Origin of the sequence: Pseudomonas fluorescens (genome assembly GCF_900215245.1) — a bacterium.
In the GTDB taxonomy this organism is placed as follows: domain Bacteria; phylum Pseudomonadota; class Gammaproteobacteria; order Pseudomonadales; family Pseudomonadaceae; genus Aquipseudomonas; species Aquipseudomonas fluorescens.
The window spans coordinates 5,785,560-5,809,015 of the sequence record NZ_LT907842.1; the positions used below are offsets into that span (position 1 = coordinate 5,785,560).

General features: G+C 58.2%; 14 protein-coding genes and 1 pseudogene. 4 read left to right on the forward strand and 11 right to left on the reverse strand.

Annotation, left to right across the window (positions count from 1 at the left end; all coding sequences use genetic code 11):
- Positions 1 to 189: 189 nt before the first annotated feature.
- Positions 190 to 621 (forward strand): nuclear transport factor 2 family protein, encoded by a 432-nt coding sequence (locus tag CPH89_RS26735; protein WP_053255819.1) that lies wholly within the window; start codon positions 190 to 192, stop codon positions 619 to 621.
- A gap of 28 nt (positions 622 to 649) precedes the next feature.
- Here the strand turns inward: CPH89_RS26735 and CPH89_RS26740 are convergent, their stop codons facing one another.
- Positions 650 to 1,975 carry an aminotransferase-like domain-containing protein gene (locus tag CPH89_RS26740; protein WP_053255818.1) on the reverse strand — a complete coding sequence of 442 codons (1,326 nt, stop codon included), beginning with the start codon at positions 1,973 to 1,975 and terminating at the stop codon, positions 650 to 652.
- Positions 1,976 to 2,063: 88 nt separating this feature from the next.
- On the opposite strand from CPH89_RS26740, the gene CPH89_RS26745 reads away from it, so the two are divergent.
- Complete coding sequence (locus CPH89_RS26745; RefSeq protein WP_053255817.1) at positions 2,064 to 2,954, forward strand: DMT family transporter; 891 nt, start codon at positions 2,064 to 2,066, stop codon at positions 2,952 to 2,954.
- Between the two features lie 5 nt (positions 2,955 to 2,959).
- On the opposite strand, the gene CPH89_RS26750 is transcribed toward CPH89_RS26745, so the two are convergent.
- The gene (locus CPH89_RS26750; protein WP_053255816.1) at positions 2,960 to 3,526 is read right to left on the reverse strand and encodes a YceI family protein; all 567 of its coding nucleotides are present in this window, start codon (positions 3,524 to 3,526) and stop codon (positions 2,960 to 2,962) included.
- 122 nt (positions 3,527 to 3,648) lie between these two features.
- Here CPH89_RS26750 and CPH89_RS26755 point away from each other — a divergent pair, with 122 nt between their 5' ends.
- Entirely contained in the window at positions 3,649 to 4,143 is a 495-nt protein-coding gene (locus tag CPH89_RS26755) for a PaaI family thioesterase (RefSeq protein ID WP_053255815.1), read from the forward strand.
- 44 nt (positions 4,144 to 4,187) lie between these two features.
- On the forward strand, positions 4,188 to 5,075 hold the full coding sequence (gene yghX / locus CPH89_RS26760; protein WP_053255814.1) for a YghX family hydrolase: 888 nt from the start codon (positions 4,188 to 4,190) through the stop codon (positions 5,073 to 5,075).
- Positions 5,076 to 5,375: 300 nt separating this feature from the next.
- On the opposite strand, the gene CPH89_RS30310 is transcribed toward yghX, so the two are convergent.
- The 9 genes and pseudogenes from CPH89_RS30310 to CPH89_RS26805 form a co-directional block, all read right to left on the reverse strand.
- Positions 5,376 to 5,765 carry a contact-dependent growth inhibition system immunity protein gene (locus CPH89_RS30310; protein ID WP_073637383.1) on the reverse strand — a complete coding sequence of 130 codons (390 nt, stop codon included), beginning with the start codon at positions 5,763 to 5,765 and terminating at the stop codon, positions 5,376 to 5,378.
- Between the two features lie 673 nt (positions 5,766 to 6,438).
- On the reverse strand, positions 6,439 to 6,888 hold the full coding sequence (locus CPH89_RS26770; protein ID WP_053255813.1) for a DUF2247 family protein: 450 nt from the start codon (positions 6,886 to 6,888) through the stop codon (positions 6,439 to 6,441).
- A 515-nt stretch (positions 6,889 to 7,403) separates the two neighbouring features.
- Complete coding sequence (locus CPH89_RS26775; RefSeq protein WP_053255812.1) at positions 7,404 to 7,709, reverse strand: MafI2 family immunity protein; 306 nt, start codon at positions 7,707 to 7,709, stop codon at positions 7,404 to 7,406.
- Entirely contained in the window at positions 7,706 to 7,936 is a 231-nt protein-coding gene (locus CPH89_RS26780; protein WP_155512284.1) for a hypothetical protein, read from the reverse strand. Before CPH89_RS26780 ends, CPH89_RS26775 begins: the two co-directional genes overlap by 4 nt.
- 363 nt (positions 7,937 to 8,299) lie before the next feature.
- Positions 8,300 to 8,695, reverse strand: coding sequence for a hypothetical protein (locus CPH89_RS26785; protein ID WP_053255811.1), 396 nt, complete (start codon positions 8,693 to 8,695; stop codon positions 8,300 to 8,302).
- A 410-nt stretch (positions 8,696 to 9,105) separates the two neighbouring features.
- Positions 9,106 to 9,621, reverse strand: coding sequence for a hypothetical protein (locus CPH89_RS26790; RefSeq protein WP_053255810.1), 516 nt, complete (start codon positions 9,619 to 9,621; stop codon positions 9,106 to 9,108).
- A 3-nt stretch (positions 9,622 to 9,624) separates the two neighbouring features.
- A complete protein-coding gene (locus CPH89_RS26795; RefSeq protein WP_081006356.1) occupies positions 9,625 to 20,061 on the reverse strand; it encodes a two-partner secretion domain-containing protein in 10,437 nt (3,478 codons plus the stop codon).
- Between the two features lie 30 nt (positions 20,062 to 20,091).
- Positions 20,092 to 21,804 (reverse strand): annotated as a pseudogene (locus CPH89_RS26800) (ShlB/FhaC/HecB family hemolysin secretion/activation protein).
- 363 nt (positions 21,805 to 22,167) lie between these two features.
- Positions 22,168 to 23,352: a DUF2252 domain-containing protein gene (locus CPH89_RS26805; RefSeq protein WP_053255809.1), complete on the reverse strand. Its 1,185-nt coding sequence runs from the start codon at positions 23,350 to 23,352 to the stop codon at positions 22,168 to 22,170.
- Positions 23,353 to 23,456 lie beyond the last annotated feature (104 nt).

Below are 23,456 nucleotides of genomic sequence, written 5' to 3' on the forward strand. Positions count from 1 at the left end.
CGCGAGCGCCTTGACACTTATTTGATGTGTTGGGATGTCGTACGAGGCGGTCGAATTTCCATGAACCCCTTACTTCTTACCTTTTTTTGACTTATCAAAATTTCACTTTCCTTCGTTGACGAAAATATTGCATGGTTGTACGACGACTAAAGTGGTCGTAGCGCCCCCAACAACAATAAGGAAACACCCATGCCAAACGTCAAAGTGCTGATCGGTTTTCTGTGCCTGTTTTCCGGTTATGTCGCAGCGGCGCCCGCCGCCGCTGAAAAGGAGGTGGCTCAAGCGGTCGACCAACTGACCCAAGCCATGCTGCACCTGGACCTCAAGACGCTGCACGCGCTGACGTCCGACAAACTCACCTACGGCCATTCCAGTGGCAAAGTGCAGGACAAGGCGCAGTTCATCGCCGATCTGGAAACCCACACCAGCGCCTTCAAGACCCTGGAAATGCAAAACCAGACCATCACCCTGGACGGCGACACGGCGCTGGTGCGCAACCACTTTCACGCCCTGGCCGTGAACAGCGGCGTCGACGTGCCGACCGACATCGACAACTTTCAGGTCTGGCAAAAGCAAAAAGGCAAGTGGCTGCTGATCGGGCGTCAGGCGTACAAATACTGATGACCGCGGTGAGCCGCCCAAGCTCGGCTCACCACTGCACCACCCTGCGCACGCGCACCATTGCCGTGCGTAGCGCCGCCATGTCCACCGAGCCCAGTGCCAGGCGCAGCGCATGCGGTACACACGCCGAGACGGCAAACGGCTCGGCGGTGGACACCGAAATGCCCTCGCGTTGCAGGGTCATGGCAACCTGATCGGCCCGCGCCTCTTCTTGCAGCGGCAACCACAAAAAATACGACGAGGGGTGGCTGATGTAATCCACCCCGGCCAACACCTGCGCGGCCAGGGCTTGTCGTGCCTGGGCATCCTGGCGCTTTTGCGCTTCCAGGCGGGCGACGGTGCCGTCCTCGATCCAGGCGACGGCAATCGCGCTCATCACCCCGGGCACGTTCCAGGTGGTGGCCATGATGGTGCGTTCAATCGCCTTTACCCATGCCGCAGGCGCCGCAACAAAACCGACGCGCAAGCCGGTGGCGACGCTCTTGGAAAAACCGCCGACGTACACCGTGCGTTCCGGCGCCAGGGCTGCCAGTGGCGGCGGTGCGTCCTCGGCCAGGTAGGCGTAGGCCGCATCCTCAATCACCATCAGATGGTGCTGGCGGGCGATGGCCACCAGTTGTGTTCGTTGCTCCAGGCTCATCACCCAACCCAACGGGTTATGCAGGGTCGGCATGCTGTACACGGCGCGCACCGGCCGCTGGCGACACAGGCGTTGCAAAGCCTCCAGGTCCGGGCCGTGGGCAGTGACCGCGATGGCGACGATTTCCAGGTGCAAGGTTTCCGCCAGCACCTTGAACCCCGAATACGTCAACGCGTCGACGGCGATCACATCCCCTGGCTTGAGCAACGCCATCATCGCCACCGCCAAACCGTGCTGGGCCCCGCTGACCACCAGCACCTGCTCGGCCTCCACCGCCAACCCTCGGCTCACCAGATGGCGGGCGATGGCGGCGCGCTCGTGCAAACGGCCGGCATGGGGCTGGTAACGCAGCAACGCTTCCAGATCGCCCGACAACGCCAATTGGCGCAAGGCCGTGCGCAACAGCTCCGCCTGCCCCGGCAGCGACGGGTAGTTGAAGTTAAGGTCGAGCATCCCCGTCGCAACGCTCATCTGCCCACTGCCCTGCCCTGGCGGCAACGCGATCTCGCGGACAAACGTGCCACGGCCGGTTTCACCGCTGACCAGGCCCATGGCCTCAAGTTCGGCGTACACCCGGCTCGCGGTCACCAGTGCCAGGCGGTGGTCGGCGGCCAGTTGCCGGTGGGTGGGCAGGCGCGTGCCGGGCGGCAAAACCCCGCTGCGGATGTCCTCGGCGAAGGTGTCGACCAGCGACTTATAGCGGGCGCGCGGCATAGGCGGTGTATCCATGACAATTTTTTGATTGTGCTGATATTCGACCCTAGGATGCCCGTCACGCAACCCTTCCTTTCGAGCACAGCCCATGGAACGTACCTCAGCGCTCAACCCCCTCGACAGCAGCACCCAAGGGTGGATCAACGGTTTTATCGGCGTCGTGATTTTCAGCGGTTCATTGCCGGCCACACGCTTGGCGGTGATGGAATTCGACCCGGTGTTCCTGACCATGCTCCGCGCCACCCTCGCCGCCGTGCTGGGTTTATGCCTGCTGCGGCTGTTCCAGGCGAAGCGCCCCGCGCGTCATCAATGGCTGCCCCTGGTAATCGTGTCGCTCGGCGTTGTGGTCGGCTTTCCCTTGCTCACCGCGCTGGCCTTGCAATACGTCACTTCCGCCCATTCGATTGTGTTTATCGGCTTACTGCCGCTCGCCACGGCAGTGTTTGGCGTGCTGCGCGGCGGCGAGCGTCCGCGCCCGGTGTTCTGGTTATTTTCGAGCCTGGGCAGCCTGCTGGTGATGGGCTACGCCGTGGCCCAAGGCTTGAGCGCCGCCCCTGCCGGTGACGTGCTGATGCTGTTGGCGGTGTTGGCCTGCGGCCTGGGTTACGCCGAAGGCGCCAAGCTCTCGCGCAGCCTGGGTGGCTGGCAGGTAATCTGCTGGGCGTTGGTGGTGTCGCTGCCGGTGGTGGCGCCCTTGAGCCTGATGCTGGCGCCGTCGACCCTGGCCGGGATCAGCCTGCCGGCCTGGCTGAGCCTGGGTTATGTGGCACTGTTCAGCATGCTGATCGGTTTTGTGTTCTGGTATCGCGGCCTGGCCCAAGGCGGCATTGCCGCCGTCGGCCAGTTGCAGTTGCTGCAACCGTTCTTCGGGCTGGCACTCGCGGCGGGCCTGCTGCATGAACAGGTCAGCCTGGGCATGGTGCTGGTGACGGTCGCGGTGATCGGCTGCGTGGCCGGCGCGAAGCGGTTCGCCCGTTAACGGCCCTAACGTTGTGGCGCGACCATCTTGAATTTGATGTTGATGCCGTTGGACACCACGCTATTACCAGCCCACTCGCCCTCACCAATGTTGAAGTCATCGCGGTTGAGGATGAACTCACCGTCGAACACGCCGATACCGCTTTGCTCCTTGAGCACGACCTCAATATTGACCGGCCGCGTAATGCCCTTGATCGTCAGGTTGCCGGTGATCCTGTAGCGGTTGTCGCCCAGCGCGCGGGCACCGTTGGATTCATACACGCCCACCGGATAGGTTGCGGTGTCGAACCACGCCGGTTGCTGCAACCGGGTGTTGGCGTCCTGGCTGCCGGCATCGATACTGGCGAGCTGGATCTTCAGCAATGCGTGCGCCGCCTCGGGCTTTTGCGTGTCGAAGGTCAAGGTGCCCTCGAAGTCGCTGAAGGTGCCGTACACCCGCTGCCCGAATTGCTGGAAGGTGAAGCTGATCTGGCTGGCCGTGCGGTTGACGTCTTTGTACTCCACGGCCTGGGCATTGGAAAACCAACCCACAACCAGAGCCAGCATGACGACCGGGTGCGTTCGACGCTTCATGGAAAACTCCGCAGGAGAAAAGAACACGCGTGCTGAGCTTACACGCCACGCCATGGATGTATTCCCATCGGGCGTTTGTCCTGTTAAACAGAGTAGTCGCCCCAGCACAATAAGGACTTTGCATGCACACCCCTTCTCTGCAGGACACCACCGCCCCCGAAGGCATTTGCTACGGCTGCGGCGGCAGCAACCCGCACGGCCTGCACATCAAAAGCCGCTGGGACACCGATGGCGTCCATGTAATTGCCGAGCATCAGCCGGACGCCAAATACAGCGGCTGGCCCGACCTGGTCTACGGCGGCCTGATCGCCATGCTGGTCGACTGCCATTCCAACTGGACCGCCATGGCCTACCACTACCGCGCCGAACAACGCGCGCCCGGCAGCCTGCCGCGCATCGACTGCGTGACCGGCAACCTGGGGATCAAATTCATCAAGCCGACGCCGATGGGCGTAACGCTGAGCCTGCGCGCACGGGTCGAAGGTGACGTGGGGCGTAAAAGCCGCGTGGTCTGCGAGGTGTACGCCGGTGACGTGCTCACCGCCGTCGGCGACTCGGTGTTCGTGCGCGTCGACACCGGGCAACTGGCCGCCGCCGCCCATGGCCGCGACAGTTGATCCTGGTCTACAGTGATGACCACCGCTAATCGAGGACTGCTCCGATGACTCGTCTCACCGCGAAAGACTTTGCCCCCGAACTGCTGGAACTCTATGACGGCTACGCCCACGGCAAGCTCAACCGCCGCGAATTTCTCGACCGCGCCGCGCTGTTCACCTTCGGCGGCCTCACCGCCTCGGCGCTGCTGGCGGCCCTGAGCCCCAACTATGCGCTGGCCGAACAGGTCAAATTTACCGACCCGGACATCGTCGCCGACTACATCACCTACCCCTCGCCCAAAGGCAACGGCACCGTGCGCGGCTACCTCGTACGCCCGGCCAAGGCCAGCGGCAAACTGCCCGCCGTGGTGGTGGTGCACGAAAACCGCGGCTTGAACCCCTACATCGAAGACGTCGCCCGGCGCCTGGCCAAAGCCGGCTTCATCGCCCTGGCACCCGACGGCCTCACCTCCGTGGGCGGCTACCCCGGCAACGATGAAAAAGGCGTGGAACTGCAACAAAAAGTCGACCCCACCAAACTCATGAACGACTTCTTCGCCGCCATCGAATGGCTGATGCACCACGACAGCAGCACCGGCAAAGTCGGGATTACCGGCTTCTGTTATGGCGGCGGCGTGACCAATGCGGCGGCGGTGGCGTATCCCGAACTGGGTGCGGCAGTGTCGTTCTATGGGCGCCAACCTGAGGCCAAGGACGTGCCACGCATAAAAGCACCGATCATGCTGCATTACGGCGAGTTGGACACGCGGATCAACGAGGGCTGGCCGGCGTATGAGAAAGCGCTGAAGGCCGCAGGCACGTCCTATGAGGCGTATATCTACAAAGGCGCCAATCATGGGTTTCATAATGATTCAACGCCACGGTATGACGAGGCGGCGGCGAATCTGGCGTGGGAAAGAACCCTAGGCTGGTTCCACAAATACCTGGCCTGATCACGATCCGAAAGGTGGGAGCTGGCTTGCCTGCGATGGCGGTCTTCCAGTGACAAATGTGCTGGCCGGTCCGGCGTTATCGCAGGCAAGCCAGCCCCCACATTTGATCGGTGTTGCCCGCTCACCATGCATTAAAAATAAGGGTCAGACCACGTTTAGTGCTCCGCCAGTAGACTAGTGGTCTGACCGCATTTTTTGCATCATCAAGCGCAGAGCTTGGAGTAAATTTGTGGGGATCCCTCAGGGTCAGACCACGTTTAATGCACCGCCAGATGAATAGTGGTCTGACCCCATTTCTCCTCAAATGCCAAGCGCTCCCATCAAAGTCGAAGCATCCTTTAACAGCTCGGGATCTTGGCTTAAATTCTTCACTTCGGCCAAAGCGCAAACGGCCTTTTGCGCCGCACTTGCATTTCTCTGCCAACACTCTGCACTCACACTTGCAAGAGCTGCAAGCAGCTCGCCGTCGTATCTCTCTCCTGCCAACACATCATCATGTAGTAATATCACAGCAAAGGGTAATAGCTCATCAACAAAAAGATTTTGCCTAATTGCGCGGCATACATCTCCTATACTTAAGTGATCTAGTGGAGTATCACATACCAAAAGATACCATTCGGTCAAAGACGACGGGCTGTCTTCTGGTAACCAACTAATTTGAGTAAGTCTTTCCAACTCACGAAACGTCATATCCCGGCACCATTTAAAGCTGACTCAATACGATCGATAGTATCGACCGCTCGCTGGCGTGCAGCTTGCGCTGACGGTTCATTCACCCCCTTCAAAGTGTCCGCATGGTTCCGTAAACCTCGAAGAGTGTCGTTCATCTCTTTTAGGTGATCCCAATAACCACCGCCAGGCTTCGGAACAGGATTACCAGCCATATCCTTTAAGGTACCCGTAATATCACTATCCTTGAAATTATTAAGAATATTGTCAATTTTTCCGACAGCTCTTTTTGGCCTTGACTCAGCGTAGCCAGAGTGTCTCCAACCCCTTTTGGACCTTGTAAATACCTTATCGCCTTTTCCAGCTGCGCCAACCCTGCCGGATCAGTATCCCCCGGCAACCGAGGCCTAGACTCGACTCTACCACCACCGGCCCCACCGCCGCTTATCAAGGCTAGCCGGTCCATCGAAGGACCCCAGTCTGCAATCTGCTTGGCCAAAGAAAATAGGGGTCAAAGAAAATAGGGGTCAGACCACATTTAGTGCTCCGTCAGAAGAATAGTAGTCTGACCCCATTTTTCTCGGCTCTTAACTGCATTATCGACTTTTCCGTGATAGGGAGCACCTTCATAGTCCAATCGGCGCATGGCGTCTGCACTTTCGCCGGCAGCTCCTGTCGCTTTTGCACCATCAAATTATTGGAGCAAAAACCTCTCTCTTAGTTTTTCCACAACTCGGCTCATTGCTACAAGCGGGTCGACACCATCCTGAGAGTAAATACTGCACGAAGCCATATCTTCCGGATAATCAAAGTCCGCATAGACTTCCTGAAGTCTATTTATTTTATTTTCGTCACTGTCATTCGACGTATCAATACAAAGTAGAAAAGCTAAACGCCACTTTTCAATTTCGGCAAGAAGGTTCGTCATCTCCATTTGTTTTGAGACAACCTCAAGAAGTTCTTCATCGCTTAAATATTCGCCTCCAGCAATGATGGCAACGCGCTCGCTTTCGCAACCATTTAAAAGCTGATTCATGGCAAACTCAAAAATATCTTCTCGCCTTATCCAGCGCTTTCTAAATCCCAAAAAAATGGTTGACCAACAAGCCAAACCCAAACTAATCAATACACCAAGTGGGGACATTACCTTCTCCTTATTTTTTCGGAATTTGGTTAGGCAGGCCAGTTACTTGACCACCGGGAATAAAGCGCCGATGAGTCACGTTGCCTTCATCAACAATCCATTCAAAAACCCCACCAACTCCGTTATTGCTGCCTTCAATCTGCCTTAACTCTGACACCCTAACCACCTCGCCACCTGGTCCTTTGGTTGGTATCTCAAATTTAGCTGCATCACCAGCATAGTTATCAATTATGTCATTAAATCCGTGCTGGCCATCAGGAAGTTTATTTGCGCTCCCGACTCTTGGCTTCCCTATGACTGAATTATCAATTGCTTTTGAAGAAAAATAGGGGTCAGACCCTGAGGGATCCCCGATTTATCTTACCGAAAATCAAGAAGTTGGAATATTGAAGAGGCCTGCATGAGTCGGCAACTTGGTTTGCACCACACAAGAGGAAAATAGGGGTCAGACCACGTTTAGTGCTCCGTCAGAAGAATAGTGGTCTGACCCCGTTTTTCATTGGACCAAGTAAAAATTACTCTTTTCGACGATAAACGACCCTCTCAGCTTCCGACAAGCTAGGTAGGTCTTCGTTGCCGACCAAAATTTCCGACTTGCATTTTAAATTTGAGTCCTGATAAGCAGTATATTGACATATGATATCTTCGACCTCATCAATATCATCCTCTATATTTTCTTCAAGATAAAATCTAATTAACCAAACATCATCTTCACAAGACAATACCACCATCCTGAAGTTTGGAGTAACTGCCCCCAGCATCGCTTGAACAAGCATTAAGACTTGGAAATTCCAAGTTTTCAATTCAGCTTCTGCATTCATTTCTGAGTCCAATTAGGGTTAGCAGGGACAATACTTGGGCTTTTTGTACCTTTGATGATAAAGACATTAGTTGGCTGAGCGGTTATACCAACGCCAGCGTTAACGTTAGTGCCGGTTACGCCTTCAAACTTGACCACCGAAAACCCTTGAGCATTCTTACCTAAAATCTTAACCTGCCCTATGCGGTAAGCGTCTAGTACTTTTTGAGCATCATCAACGCTGCTCAAGAACCCACCGCCTCCTCGAGCTTCAAGCTCAGGAAGAATAGTGGTCTGACCCCATTTTTCTACAAAAAAACAGCGGTTAGACCACGTTTAGTGCTCCGTTAGAAGAATAGTGGTCTGACCCCATTTTTTCACATTTTTTCATAAATTACATTCCATGATGATGTTTGACATTGAGATCGTACTGCTTAAGAGTCTGCTCAAATTTAGCTCTGACCTCAGGCGTCCAGCTCTTCCAGTAGTACCCACTAAACTCATTAGCGATTACCGCCCCGTTGGGCCCTCGCCGGAAGAATAGTGGTCTGACCCCATTTTTCCTCTGCCGGTAGATTGAGCGCTTCTTGATCTTGAATAAACGTTCCCCAACTAGACTGGAGACTTCTTCGAGTAACGCTCTTCTAATCTCTCCACAGACCTTAGAACACTGCCCCCATCATCAGGAAAGAAAGTAGAGTAAACATCAGCTGCAATTTTCATCAGGGAAACGTAGTCTGGCACTGGGATACTTGAAGTTTCCACTTCGCCCAAAAAGAAACTGACCTCACTGAAATCTTCTGGATCGTCCCAGTCCTGATCAAGAGAGTAAAAAAATCCTTCACTCACAGAGAAGCCAACTCCCCGCGAAGCGTCATAGATAAACGCTGGAAAATTAGTCCTCCCCCTCGCCATAGAAGCCTCTATCAATTCGTAAAGGTCTTCATAATCCAGACCAGTTGAAGCAAATGACTCCTTTAGGCTCTCAAGCCAAGCCAAGCTAGCCATCAGTTTGTCCTCCGCGGCATAGTGATAAAGGAGTTTGTTATTTCTCCAGTCTTGCTATTACGGGGATTCCTCAGGGTCTGACCCCGTTTTTCTGCAATATTTGCAACAAAGACTCTTCATAGGAGACATCTAACTCTTCACTATAAGCGGCCATAGCAGCTTCGCAAAGCTTATCAAACTGTCTAATTGTGTCACTCACTTTTTGGCACCCACGCACCTGATCTAGGGTTACCAAGAGTTGGCACCCATACTTTTTCTACGTACTTCCCTGATACGTCAAAGCCTTTTTGGGCAAAGGCTTTTTCTGCGGCGGCCTGCGCCGCTGGACCACTCAGCGTCTGACCCATTTCTCTGACCCCATTTCTCCTTTATTTTGATGGACTTATGAAAAACGTGATCCGCTCAATGTTTTATCGAAGGGACCAGTCGTGTATCGATATAAACTTTATAACTTGTTCTGGCGCATCTTCTAAGGAAGCTCTGTAGTCCGTAACAAAACTAATCCCCGTCAATATGCTTCCGAATTTCTTCAGAAGAAAGTCATCATCCGCATCATTAAACAAAACATCAAACTCCCTTTCCAAGCTCCGAAGATCATCTCCCACGCTGACACTATTAAATCTCCCAAAATACCCTGCACCTACGGAAATTCTATAAAGCCTTCCTGCATTCTCAAAGTACAGCGAGACCACCTCATTCATAAATCGATATGAAAATAAAAGTTCATTACCAAAACCGATCCGCCTCTTAATTCCGACCCAAGAGTTATTCTTAAGGAGAATATCACGAACAGGTACTTCCGGACCGTACCACTCAACCTCCCCAACCTCTTCGCTAACATTGGAAAATGACTCACCCAAAGAAAATCCTGCTGCTGATATACCTGGAATAAGGTCAGCGTACAAATCAGGGAATAAATTTCTCATATATCAGTTCCAACCCTTCCACTCACCGCCCTCATATTTCAGACGATTTCCTTGGGTATCATAGTATTGTTGATAACGCGTAATAGTGCCTGGACTAAAATCAGGCGACGGATCAATTACCCGTATTTCTATATTTTTATTGCCAACCTTCTCAGTACTAACAAGCTTATAGTACGGACTATCACCGTGGGTTCCACCGCCCGGATGAAACTCTACCTCTTTTATTGTCGGGTGTCCTTCAACGTTAAAGACCTGTGCTTTACCTGAAGTACCAGCCAATGGTGCTTTCGGCGTAAGGCTCGCACCATCAAGCGTTAACGACTGCTTGATGTCATCAATCGACTTACCCCACATGCTCGACGGCGATTCAGCAATATTTCGAGGAATCCCTGCTTGGGCAGCCAGATCGTCTCTCAGCCCAACACGCGCAATCGCAGAAGTAGCCGGCACTTCAGCTGCGCCCGTCGCTTTTACTACCGTCAACTCAGCCTTAACAACCTTAGCAGTGACCTTTTCGACGAGCAAGGCCCCGCTTTTGAGCGCTCCCCCAACCCCCGTCCCTAGCGCCACAACGTCGCTTATCAGCTTCCCGGCTTCACGCCCTGCGTTAAACGATCCACTCGCCCCGGCTCGTTCATACTCCGATTGCAGATTGTCAATTCGTTCGATGTAGGACTGCTTCATAGTGTCCGAGACATGACCCAGCACATCCTCGCTTTCAAGCACGGACCTCAACGCCCGAAACGTCTGTATCGGGCTGCCGGCAACTTCCAAGATGCCCTTGACCGTATCAAGTAGCCCTTCCGGCACGCCAACCACTGCCCCACCCGCAAAGCTGGCGTCCTGCCCGGCGTCGATCAATTCCCACTTCGTATTGATCCTGAGTCTTTCTAGTGCATCTTCGCTTTCTGCCAGCTCTTTCGCTCTCTGAGACTTTTGATGCTCGCCCAGGTAGTTGTACTGCGTAGCATTCTTCGCGACCCAAGCCCCCTTCTCCATGGCGGCCGCATCTGCATCCTTCTGCCCCGCCGCCGCCAGCACACCGACAATCTGCGAACTCATCGTCAGCAATTCTTCATTGCCTTTGACCAGAGTATTCAGATGAGTAACCAGCGCCTCATTCGCGCCCGCAGCCAGCGCACCGGTTTTGAAGTCGCCGCCCGTAGCTTCAGCCAGCAAACCACCGACCATCGCGTGAATCGCAATTTTGGGTGCAGATCCATCGGCAACTACACCTTGGGTGTAATTACCCACCAGGTTGAAACTCGCTGCCGCCAGTGTATTGAACAGCGCGCCTTTCAACGCATCGCTAGCGCTACCGCCCTGTCCCAGCGCCTTGCCCAGCAGCATGGACGTGCCGCTTTGCAATGTCTGGTTGGCAGCAAATTTACCGACACCACTCCAAGTATTCAGCAGACCTTGCGTCGTAACTTTCCCAGTGATTGTGTTTGTTTGAGTACCCGTCCAATCACCAAAATAAGCAGCGGTCAGGCCTGCTGTAGCACCCGCAATCACATACCCCTTCATCGCATCCGAAGAAGTCACATCCTTAAGCACTGCGCCCAGGTTGCCGCGATTATTGACGACGCTGACGCTTGCGTTGGTGGAGGCTCCCGACGCCACAGCCCCAGCTACCGCCCCTGCCGTACCGCCACCCGCTGCAGCTGCCGCCATAGGCCCAACCACCGCCGCCATCACAATCGCAATAATGATCTGCGAAGCCGGCCCCAACCCCGAGTTGCTGTACTTGAAGCTGTCATGAATCTCCTTGACCTGCCTCCAGTCCACATCACCCCTTGCCTCGGCGTCCTTGATCCACGCCAACTGGGGATCAGCCTTGACCATCGCATCAATGGATTGGCTGACGGTCTGTTGATTGACCTGATTGACGTCAATCTTCAGGCCTTCGACCGCCTTGATCGCGATGCTGCCCTCGGCAACCATTTGGGTCTGGCGCAACGTCTCGTCGGTGTTGCCTTTGCCTTTGGAAGACACCCAGAAGGCATTGTTATTGCTCTTCTCATGACTCTCCTGCCGCAAATCCTTCACCGCCTCAAACGTCACCGCCCCACCACTGACAATCGCAATATCCCCGCCACTGTCGAGCTTCGCCGCTTGATACTTCTGATCCCCACCGCTCTCCAGCGTCAGGTTGCCCCCCGTCTTGATCTCGCTCCCGACATTCTTCACATCGGTCACTTCATCACGCTGGGTTTTCTTGCTGCCCCAACCGCCCTTTTTGCTCATGTCGTACAGCGAATAGTTGCTGTCTTGCGCGGCCAGCAGTTGCAGTTCGTTATCGGCATGCACGTAGGCTTCGTTGCCCGCGCTGATCTTGCTGGCGACCAGCGTCAGGTCGGTACCGGCGACAGCTATCAGGTCGCCGCCGGCTTTCAGTTCCGCACTTTGTTGGGTGACGTTGTCGAGTTGGGTGGTGGTTTTGGTGCCGCCTTTTTTGCCTTTTGAGTAGTCGTGTTGTTCGTTGGCGGCGGCGGCCAGGGTCAGGTTTTCGCCGGCTTTGACGCTGAGGTCTTTGGCGGCGCTGACGGTGCTGGCGACCACGGCGATGTCGCGGCGGGCGTCGATGGCGAGGTTACCGCCCACGTCCACGTTCGAGCCATATTGCAGGGTGGTTTGCTCGGTGCCTTTGACGCGGCGGCGTTGGTAGGCGTAGTCGTCCTGTTCGGTCTGGCTGGCGATGACCACGTCGCGCCCGGCGGTCACGCTGGCGTTGCCACCGGCCTTGAGGTCGCTGCCGATGTTGAGCACATCGCGCCCGGCGTTGAGCTTGAGGGTGTCGGTGGCTTCGAAGCGCGAGGCGTCGCTGGCCACGTCGTTGCGCAGTTGGTAGCCTTCGCCTTGCTGCTTGAAGGTGGTGACGGTGCGCTCGTTGAGAATGTCGCCGGTCACAGCGGTGGCGCTGATGTCGCGGGCGTTGATGATGCCGCCACGGGTGTTGCGGATCGAGTCGGTGGCGAGCATTTCCAGGCGGTTGCCGGCTTGCATCAGGCCGCTGTTGTCGATGTTGCCGGCGACCATGCTGAGGTTGTTGGTGGCGCGCAGGGTGCCGCTGTTGTGCAGGTCGCCGCCGGTGATCAGGCTCACGTCCTGGCCCTGGATCAGTGCGCCGTTGGGTGCCAGGCGGTTGTTGGCCTGGGCCAGGTAGAGCACTGGGGTGAGGACTTTTTGGCCATTGACCTCGGCTTCTTCCATCCACACGATGTCGTGGGTCAGCGCCGCGACTTGTTCGGCAGTCAGCGACACGCCGAGTTGCAGCTTGAGCGCGTCCTTGTAGCTGATGGCGTTGTCCATCAGGTAACGGAACAGCGAGTCGTCACTGGCGATGCCATCGATGTAGCGCTGGCCGGTGCGGGCCACCACGGCTTCGCGGATCAGGCGTTGCTCATAGAGACCATCGCCCAGGCGTTTCCAGGCGGTATCAGGGTTGTAGCCCAGTTTGCCCAGCAGGTAATCGGAGCTCATGAACTGCTTGAGGTCGGTGAGCGCCGGGTTGGTTTCGATCAGGTATTTGTGGCTGTTGTCGACCGCAGCGATTTGCGGCAGCCCTTGCACGCGGGTTACCGACGGCGCGCGGCTGTCCAGGTTCAGCGGGCCCTGGCCAGTGACCGCGCCGCTGAGCGGCTGGCCATCGACGCTGAAACCACGCTCTTGCACGGCGCTGTAGTCCAGCGGTTTTTCGCGGTCTTTGTCGGCAATCTGGCGGCCGCCGACGCTGAAGTCGCCATTGCCCGTGGAGGCGCTGCCGGCGCTGTCTGCCTTGGCCTGTTGGCCGCTCAAACGGAACAGGCCATTCTGGCCGGTGGGCAGGCTGAAGCCGGGCAAGGTGGCCGGGTTGACCTGGCGCTGTGCCAGGTCTGGCGGCAGTTGCGCGGTAATCGCCGGTTTCACCGTGGAGGCGAACACGTCGGAGTTGGTGTTGTGGTTTTGCGCCGGGGCCTTGATGTCGGTGGCGTTGGGGCGAATCACGCTGTTGTCGATTTTTTGCGTGGCGTTGACCGTCACCGAGCCGGCCGCCTGAATCACCGCCTGGGCAATGACGCTGCCGGCGGTCGGCACCACGTAGGTGCTGGTTTCGTAAAAGTTACCGATGCCGGCCATGATCTTGGCCAGGGTCATCTCACCTGGGCGGTAGTCGCCGGAGTTGGGGTTGTTATAGACGTTGAACTGGTTCTGGCGCTCCATGAAGGTGTTGTAGAAGCTGCGGTCACGGGTATAAAAGCCCGAATTCAGGTGCACTTCTTCGCCGCCGGCCGCACCACGGTTGGTCAGCACGTCGGTGTTGATCAGGATGTTCCTGGCGGCAGACACCGAGCTGTAGAGGTTATCGAAGGTCTGGCTGCCGACGGTCAGGTCGCCACCGGCGTTGATGAACGCCGAGGCCGAGCTGCCGACCAGCACGTCTTCGTATTTCTCTACGGAGGTGAAGTACAGCTCGCAGCCTTTGCCTTTGCAGAAGTCGTTGGAATAGATATTGAGGTTGCCCGAGACCAGTTTCTTTTGCGTGCTGAACTGGTCGCGGCGGTTGCTCAGGGTGTCGGCCAGCAGGCGCATGTTGCCGGCACTTTCCAGGCTGCCGGAGAGGTTTTCGATCAGGCTGCTGCGCGCGCCCGCATCGTCGTGGGCAATGTCCAGGCCGCCGAGGCTGTAGACGTCGCCGTAGCTGTTGCGCACATCGTTGGCGCGCAAGGTCATGTCGTTGCCGCTGAACAGCAGGCCCCTGTCGTTGAGCAGGTGGGTGGCGTTGAGGCGGACTTTTTCCGCGCCGCCCAAAGTGCCGTAGTTGTTCAGGGTGGTGGCGTTTACCGTGAGGTCGCCGAGGGCGGTCAGGCGCCCGTGGTTGGTCAGGGTGCTGCTGTTGACCTGGGTGACCGCGCCGCCGGCAATGCGGGCGTTTTCGCCCAAGTCCATGCTGGCGCTGGTGAGGGTCATGGCGCCGAGGCTGCTGACCCGGCCGTTGCCGCTGTAGCCGCCGCTGAGCGTGAGGTTGAGGCTGCCGTCACTGGCCAGCAGGCCGTCGTTGGTCCAGGTGTCGCCCGTGCCGGTCAGGCTTTGCGCGCCCAGTAACTGGCCACTGGCGGTCTGGGTGAACTGGCCGATGTCGAGGTTCAGGCGCCCGGCCTGGATCACGCTGCTGTTGGTCCAGCTCGCTGCCTTGATGTCCAACTGGCCGTTGGTGATAAAGCTGCCGCCGGCACGGGTGACTTGATCAGAGGTCAGGTCGAATTTGCCGCTGCCGGTGTGCACGATACGGCCACCGTTGTTGTCGAGGTTGCCGGCTTGCAGGTTGAGATTTTCGTTGGCACTTTCCAGCGCGCCGGAGCGGTTATCGAACAGCCCCGACACGTTGATATCGGTGTTGCCCGCGCGGCCCATGGCGCGCAGGTTGCCACCGGCGTTGTTGAAGGTTTGTGCGGCAAGGCGCAGGGTGTCGTCACTTTCGATCAGGCCGAAGCGGTTGCTCAAGGTGCCGGTGAGGCCGAAGTCGATGCTGCGGGCGCCGACCTTGCCGCCGTTGTTGGCCGCCGTGCCCTGGTTATCGAAATCGGCGGCCGTGACCTTGAGCAAGGTGTTGGCATACACGCCGCCGCCCTGGTTGTTCAGGCTGCTGGTGACAATGCGGTTTTCACCGCCCAGGGCCGACAGGTGCCCCAGTTGGTTGAGCACACCGCCCTTGGCGTCGATATCCAGCGATTGCGCCTGGGTGATGCCGCCGCCGTTGTCGAACAGGCCGCTGACCAGTTTGATCCAGCCTTTGCCGCTGTTGAGGATGCCGCCGCGGGTGTTGGCCACATTGGCCGCGTTCAGGTCCAGGTTGCCGCTGAGGCTGTCGACTCGACCGCCCTGGTTGTTGAGGGCGCCGCTCAGACGCAGCAGGTTGTCGGTCTGGCTTTGTAAGGTGCCCTGCTGGTTATTGAGGGTGCGAGCGGCAAGCTCCAGCTTGCCCTTCTGGCTGTAGATCAGGCCGTCTTGCTGGTTGTTGACGTCACCGGTCAGCAGTTTGATCAGCAGGTCTTGCTGGCTGGCGAGTGTGCCTTTGCCACTGTTGTCCAAATCGCCGCTGGCGAGGGTCAGGTCGAGCCGGTTTTGGCTGACCAGTTGGCCGCCACGGTTATCGAGGCTGGCGGCGTTCAGCAGCAACGCGCCGCCACTGGCCAGGCGCGCATTGTTGGCGTTGATCAGTGCACCGCTGAGGGTGCCTTGCAGGCTGCCCTGGCTGATCAGTTGGCCGTCGCTGTTGTCCAGGCTCTGGCCGATCAGGTTGATGTTGGCCGCGCTGATCTGGCCGCCACGGTTGAGGATCTGGCTTTGGGCGTGGTTGAAACCCAGCAACTGGCTGGAGGAAATCAAGCCGTTGTTGCTGTTATCCAGGCGCCCGGCAATGCTCAGGCCTACATCGCCCTGGCTGGAGACGATGCCTTGGGCATTGTTGAGGCTCGCCGCGCTGAGGGTTTGCAGGCCCTGGCTCACCAGGGCGCCCGCCGCGTGGTTATCGAGGGCGCCGCTGAGGTTGGCGTGCAGGCTGCCGTTTTTGCTCGACAGCGTGCCTTCGGCGCTGTTGTCGAGGCTGCCGCCGGCCACGGTCAAACCGTTCCAGCCGGAGATCAGGCCCTTGTTGGCGTTGATCAGGGTGTTCGCCTCGACACGCAGTTGATCGGTGCTGAGGATGGTCCCGCGATCGCTGTTGTCGATACGCAGGGCCGCCACGCTGAACCCGATATTGCTGGAAATTTCGCCCTGTTCGCGGTTGGTCAGGTTGGCCAGGCGCGCAAAGCTCAGCGGTCCTTTGGCGCTGATCAGGCCGGCGCTGTTGTCGAGGTCGCCACCTTGCAGATCGAGCGCAACGGCACGTTCGCCGATCAGGCGGCCCTGGCGCTGGATCAGCTGTTGCACCACCAGTTGCAGGTTGCCCTTGGCCGAGACTTCACCGCCAAGGCTTGAGTCCACATGCTGTCCTGCCAGGCTGAGGTCGCCCTGGCTGTTGATCAGGCCCGCAGTGTTGTCGAGGTTGGCGACGTTCAGGCTCAAGGCCTGCTGGCTGCCAATCACGCCGTTGCGGTTGCTGACATCGGCCGCCGTCAGCGTGAGGTTGCCATCACTGACCAGTTGCCCGCCCTGGCTGTTATCCAGCGCGCCGGTGCTGAGGGTTTGGCGGGTACCGGCCGAGAGCCGGCCTTTGTCGCTGTTATTTAATGCGCCGGCCGTTGCATCCAACGTGGTCGCAGCGCTGATCAGGCCCTGATCACGGTTGTCCAGGGCGCCAGCGACCTTGAGGTCCAAAGCGCCACGGCTGGCAATCGCGCCACCGGCCTGGTTATTAAGGCTGCCCGCCGCCACCTGCAAGAGGTTCTTGGCGGATACCACGCCTTCGACGCTGTTATCCAGCGCCTGGGCGATGCGCACCTGCAAGCTGTCGCCACTGATGACTTTGCCGCCACGGTTGTTCAGCGTGTCGGCCACCACCGCAAATGATTGCGTGCTGGAAAGCTCGCCGCCCTGGCTGTTGTCGACGCTGCCGAGGTTGCGCAGCAGTAATTGGCCAGGGGTGGCAATCAGGCCGTGGTCACGGTTGATCAGTTGCCCGTGGTTCAGGTCCAGGTCGATGCTGGTATTGCTGACCAGTTCGCCGCGGTCATGCTGGTCCAGCCCGTCGAGGTTTGCCTGCAGCGTGGATTTGGCGAAGATCGAGCCTTGCTGGCTGTTGTCCAGTTGCCCGGTGTTAAGCAGGATCCCGGCGTTACTGCTGATACTGCCGCGCTGGCTGTTGTTAAGGCCCGCACTGCGCAGGTCAAGCTGTTGCTTGGCGCTGATCACACCGGCCTGGCTGTTGTTCAGCGTGCCGGCATTGAGCGTTAACGCGCCGTCACTGAGTAACACGCCCTGCCCTTGGTTAAGCAGATCGCCGCTCAGGTTGATGTTCACGCCCGTTTGGCTGATCACGCGGCCGCCCAGGCTGTTGTCCAGTTGCCCGCCGTTCAATTGCAGGCTTTGGCGCGCCGCCAACAGGCCTTTGTTCTGGTTGAGCAGGCGTTGCACGGTCAGTATCAGGCCGCCGTCACCAATGACCTTGCCGCCACTGTTGGTGAGTTGATCGGCACCCAGCCGCACGCGGGCCTGGCTGGAGATTTCACCCTGCTGGTTGAGAATGCTCGGGCTGTACAGGTCGACGCCACGGGTGGCAGCGATGAGGCCGCCGTTGCGGTTATCCAGGGCGGTGCCGGTAAAACTCAGCACGCCTTCGCTGACCAATTCGCCAGCTTGTTGGTTGAGCACGCCGACGGTTGCCAGCAGGTCGCCCTTGGCGCTGATACGCCCGGCGCCGTTTTCGATTTGACTGGCGCTGAGGGTCAGGCCGCCGTCGCTGCTCAGTCGGCCGCCAGTGCTGTTGTTCAGGCTGGCCAGTTCGATGCGGGTGTTGGCCTTGCTGCTGATCACGCCCTGCTGGCTGTTGTCGACGCTACCGCCGGTAAGGGTCATCGCCCCGTCGGCAATCACCAGGCCGCCCTGGTTGGCGAGCGTATCGCCGTGCAGTACCAAGGTGTTTTTACTCGATACCAGCCCGGCCTGGGCGTTATTGAGTTGGCCGACGCTAACCTGTTGCGCGCCCTGGCTGATCAGGTTGCCTTGATTGTGGTTATCAAACAGCCCGGCAATGTTCGCGGTCAGGTTGCCCTGGCTGGCGACGGTGCCTTGGCCGCTGTTGTCCAGGCTGGCGGCCTGCAGGGTCAGCAGGCTGGTGGCCGAGAAGATCCCCAGGCGGTTGTCGATCGCGCCGCTGGCGAGCACATTAAGGTGGGCGCCCAGCAGTTTGCCGGCGCGGTTATCCAGGGTGGTGGCGGTAACGGTGGTTTGGTTGGCGGAGATTTCGCCTGCCTGGTTGCTCAGTAGGCCGGCGGTTACATGGGCCTGTTGCTGGCTGGCCAGCAAGCCGTTTTCATTGCCCACTTGCCCGGCAATCAGCGTCAGGGAATTGAGGCCGATCACGCGGCCGTTCTGGTTTTGCAGGGTCGCCGCCGTGACGTCGGTGCTGTTGTCGCTGTGCAACACACCACCGGCGCGGTTATCCAGGCCCGTGGCATTGACCTTCAGCGATGCCGTGCCCAGCACGCGGCCGCCACGGTTATCCACTTGGCCTGCGCTGACCACCGCGCTCGCGCCGCTCAACGTCGCGTTCTGGTTGTCGAGGTTGTGTGCAGCCGTCACTGTCAGGGCGCGGCTGGCAACCACGCTTTGGGTATTTTTAAGGCTGCCCGCAGACACGCTGACATCGCCGTTGGCATTGCGCGTTTCATCGGCGTTGACGCCCGCTTCGATGATCCCGCTGTTGGTGACCTGGCCAGTACTGGCCAGGCTAATGCTGTCGCGGGCGGCGAGGCTTTTCTGGTTGACCAGGCCCTGGGCGCTGGTGACCTGCACGCTGCTGCCGGCGTAGAGCTTGTCGGTCAGGTTGACGTTCTGCGCGGTGACCTTGATGTTGCCAGTGGCGGCGGTCTGCGCCAGGCTCAAATGCCCATTGGCATCCAACTGGATATCGCCGCCGCTGGCCGCCAGGGTGCCGTCGAGCTTCACGCCTACACCGGCTTCGGTGCCCACCAGTTTGATCGCACCGGCGTACATGCCGCCCAATGCCGACGAGTCGATTGCCAGCTCCGGCTTGGCGCTGCCGTCATCGGCACGCGCCGTCGCATTCAAGGTCTGCGCGTTAACGTCGTTGCGCCCGGCGACCACGGTCAAGTTGCGCGCATTGATCTGGGCATTGATCTTGGCTGAGCGGGTGATGATTTCGAAACGGTCGACGTTGCTGGCGTTCAAGCCCTGGCCGTCGATGGTCACGGCGCCGCCATCGACCTGGTAACGGTCCAGACGGCCGTTGTCGAGCACCGGTTTGCCGGTGGTCAAGGTCACATTCGGCGTATTGATGAAACCGCAGCCGCTGCAGGTGATGCCGTACGGGTTGGCCACGATAACCTTGGCCGACTGCCCCGCCACTTCGGTGTAGCCACGCAACTGGCTGGGGCTGCCGCCGTTGACTTCGTTGAGGATGATGTTGGCGGCGCGGCCTTGCAGGTTGGGGTTGCCGACGATGATCCCGCCCAACTGGGTCGACTGCGTGATGGCGGTGGCGTTGTTGAGGATCACGCCATTGGCGCCGACGTTGTAGTCCTTGAACTGGTTGTGGGACAAACCACTGCCGTTGGGCGCGGCGATGTTCACCACGGGAACGCCATTGCCTGCCTGGCCGACGCTGGTGCCCGGTGCGCTGACGACGATGCCGTCGGCCTGAGCCAACAACGGCTGCCAGAACAATGCATTGGCCAGGATCAGCGCCAACCCGCGTTTGGGCAGGCCGATGAACGAGTCACGGCGTTTCAGGGCAGCCGAAGGCTGGCGAGCGAGGAAGACAAACTGGCGAACATCCATTTCAAATTCTCGATGCAACGGGGCGTTGAATTAGAGGAAAAAATCCATGCGAAAGTAGATCGGCGCTTCGCGGTCAAGCAGCGCGGCCGGTCGTTCCAGCGAGTGGGCAAAGGTCACGCTGGTGCTGACGTGCTGGCCACGGGCGAACAGCTCAAACGAATTGCTCGACACCCGGCCATGCACTTCGCGGTTGTAGCGCGCGTTACGGATAACGCCTTGGTCATAGCCGACACTGGCGCCGTATTCGCCGAACACCGGGCGCAGCCAGCCGAGCGTTACCGGGCGGCTCCAACGCAGGTCATTGCGCCAGTAGCCGCCGCTGTCACCATTGAGTTGCTGGTCCTTGAAACCGCGTACCGACGAAGAGCCACCGAGGCTCATGCGCTGCGGGCTGAACAGCACGTCTTCACTGCGCTGGCCGGTGGCCAGGCTGGTGAAACTGAAGGACTCACCCCACAGCCTGAACGGTTGCAAGTAGCTGACGGTGGCGGTGTATTTGCGGTAGCGCGCATCCGGCACGCCCGGGCCGGGGTTGTGATTGCCCTGGGCGTCGAACGCGCCGGTGCCGTTCTGCATACCGACGTCGAGGTTGACGAAGGCGCTGCCAATGCGGCGCCCATGGTTGATGCCCAACTGCAACTCACTGAGGCGATTGCTGCTCTCTTTGAGGTGGTTGTCGTTGATGTAGTTGTTGGTGCGCAGGTGGGCCACACCAACGTTCACCGAGGTTTTGCTCAGGGCGTCGCGGTGGATCACGCGCTCGGCGCGCAACTGATGGTTTTGGCTGTCGCCGGTTTGCTTGAAGTCAAAGCCGTCGCCTTGGGCCACCGAGCGGTAATCGCTCTGATTGTAGCTGTAACTGAAGTTCCACCACCCCCACGGCACGTTGTAGTAGAGCATCGCGTTTTTTGAGGTTTTCTGGTGATCGCTGATGGCGTCGTGGCCGCCGCGCAGAATCAACTGGTCGGCCAGGCCCAATGGGCTGTCCCATTCAAAGCCTGTGCCCCACTGCTGCTCTCCGGTACTTTTCTGGCCATCGTTGTTGCGTGACAAACTGGCACGCCACGGCTTTTGTGGCGTGTTTTTTACCAAAACGCTACTGCCGCCCACTGCGTCGCCGGGCGCCAGTTCCATTTGCGCCTGGTTGGACGCAAGACGGTTGAGTTGATCAATGGCTTGTTCAACTTCGCGCAAGTTGAGCAAGTCGCCGCTATTACCGGGAAAGGCCATGGCCAGTTCGCGGGCTGACAACTAACTGTTGTCGACGCCTTTCAGACGTTCAAGTTTGCCTTCTACCACCAACACTTGCAGATGCCCCTTGGACAGGTCTTGTTGCGGCAAGTAGGCGCGGCTGGTGACCAGGCCTTTGTCGATGTAGTGGTCGGTAACTACCTTAAGCAAATCATTGAGTTGGGACACACCCAGGCATTGATCGATAAAGGGTTCAAGCAGGCGTTCGCGCTGAGCACCAGAGAGGCTGTCGGCGCCGTTGAGTTCGATGGTTTGGATGGGGAAGCAACGGGTGTCCACCGGAGCCACCGGGGCTGCCGGTTTTACCTCTTTGCCGGGCAATTCCTTGAGTTCTTGAAGACGTCGCTGTTGCTCTTCCAGCAGTCGGTTTTGCCGATCGCGAATCAGGTCCTGGTCGCCAGGATTGGTCGCGGCAAAGGCGCCATCAAGGGCACTGAGGCACAATAACGTCAGGCATAGAAAAGGCCGAGTCCATGGCGTTGGCAGGTGCATATCCGTTCCGTCGAAAAATGATGGCGGCAACCTAACATCGAACTTAGGAGATGCCAAGATTCCGACAAACGTGATATTCACGTTAGAATCACTACTATCTTATTGATTTAAAAGCACTTTATTGGTTTAACACCTTGAATGCTCATTAACGTTTCAGACCAACGGCAAAGCACATCGACTTGACAGTCACAAAGTAATAAAAATTCAAATAGGACGTTGCCTAGGATTCGCGCGAAAAATCGTAAAAAACACAACCCGCAACAAACTGCTCTCCCACTGCGCGGTTGCGGCGCCTTGCCTTCAAGTGCAGAGGGGCACCCACTGGAACACCCCAATGTGTTCCAGTGCGACGTCGTAGCGTGGTTAGTGCTCCAACGCATAGCGCCGACAATGGTTGAGATAACCCTGCTCGTGGCTGCCCACCAACTGCACCACACTGGTCCATAACCACGACGGTGCATCCAGTTGTTTAGAGCGGTTTTCCTGCAATGCCGCCATCCAGTCCTTGCGCGTTTCCCGGTCCATCTGCCGGGCGTGGGCGATGCCGACGACGCGGGCCAGGTATCCGGCGGCGTGCATGGCGTCGGTCTCGCTCAGTGCATCCAACTCCAGCTTCATGTCCTGGGGCAGCAATTCACGGATGAAAAAACCGTGGTCGAGAAACCGCGTCGCCACCATGCGCTCACCCAGGCCGGGTGACAGTTGGCGTGCGCCTTCCACCACACGCCGGCCATTGTCACGCGGCATTTTCGCCCGCGCTGCGCGAGGTGCAGCAGCGCCGACGGCTTCCTTGATGTCGATCAGGCAATATTCCTGATCATCCTTGTCACCAACGCCCAGCAGCGCCGCATAGCGCTTCAAACCCAAGGAACTGCAACCCTTGACCCAATAAGCCGAGTCCAGCAGCTCAACCTTGGCGTCTTTGGGGCGGCCCTTGAGCGAGCTCACCAACTGGTGGATTTCGTCCGAAGCACAGACGGTTTCCAACGCGCTCTTTTCCGCCCGGGACAATGACCAGAAATGCTTGCCCAACGGGATGGTCGGACGCACATTTTCGATACGCTCACGCGCGAGGTTTTTCCAGGTGCGCTCCACTGCACTGCGCATGCCGGCCTTGACCTGGGACGGGCGCGGCGGCACTGCATCGGGTTTGTCTTTAAAGGCTTGCTCGTAGCCGACCATCATTTCTTCGAGCATGCGCGCGGTCGTCACCCCCGGTAGGTCCGAGCCCCGCGCGGCGGTGGCCAGGGATAAGGCCAGACGTACCAGGTCGTGGGCCGGGTTGCCGATCACGGTCTGGTCAAGGTCGCGTATGTGCATGTCAATACGGCCCTTGTTGTCGCCGGTAGGGCCCAAGTTGCCCGCGTGGCAATCACCACAAATCCAGATCGCCGGGCCGTGGGGCAAACGGCGGCCAGGGAGACTGTGCAGCCACTCGTAAAATTGCACCGTGCTGCCTCGCACGTAGGCGTGGGCGGAACGCGCCATCTTCAAGTTGCGCAATTGCGTGAGGTGGGGAATGCGGTCAGAGGGACGCGGGGTTTTCATGGATTAACTCAGTACAGGAGAAACGATAGAGCCTGGCCTCACCACGAATGTTTCATAATGTTTCAAAAATAGTCAGTTGGGTCCTCTAATTAACAACAGGGCCG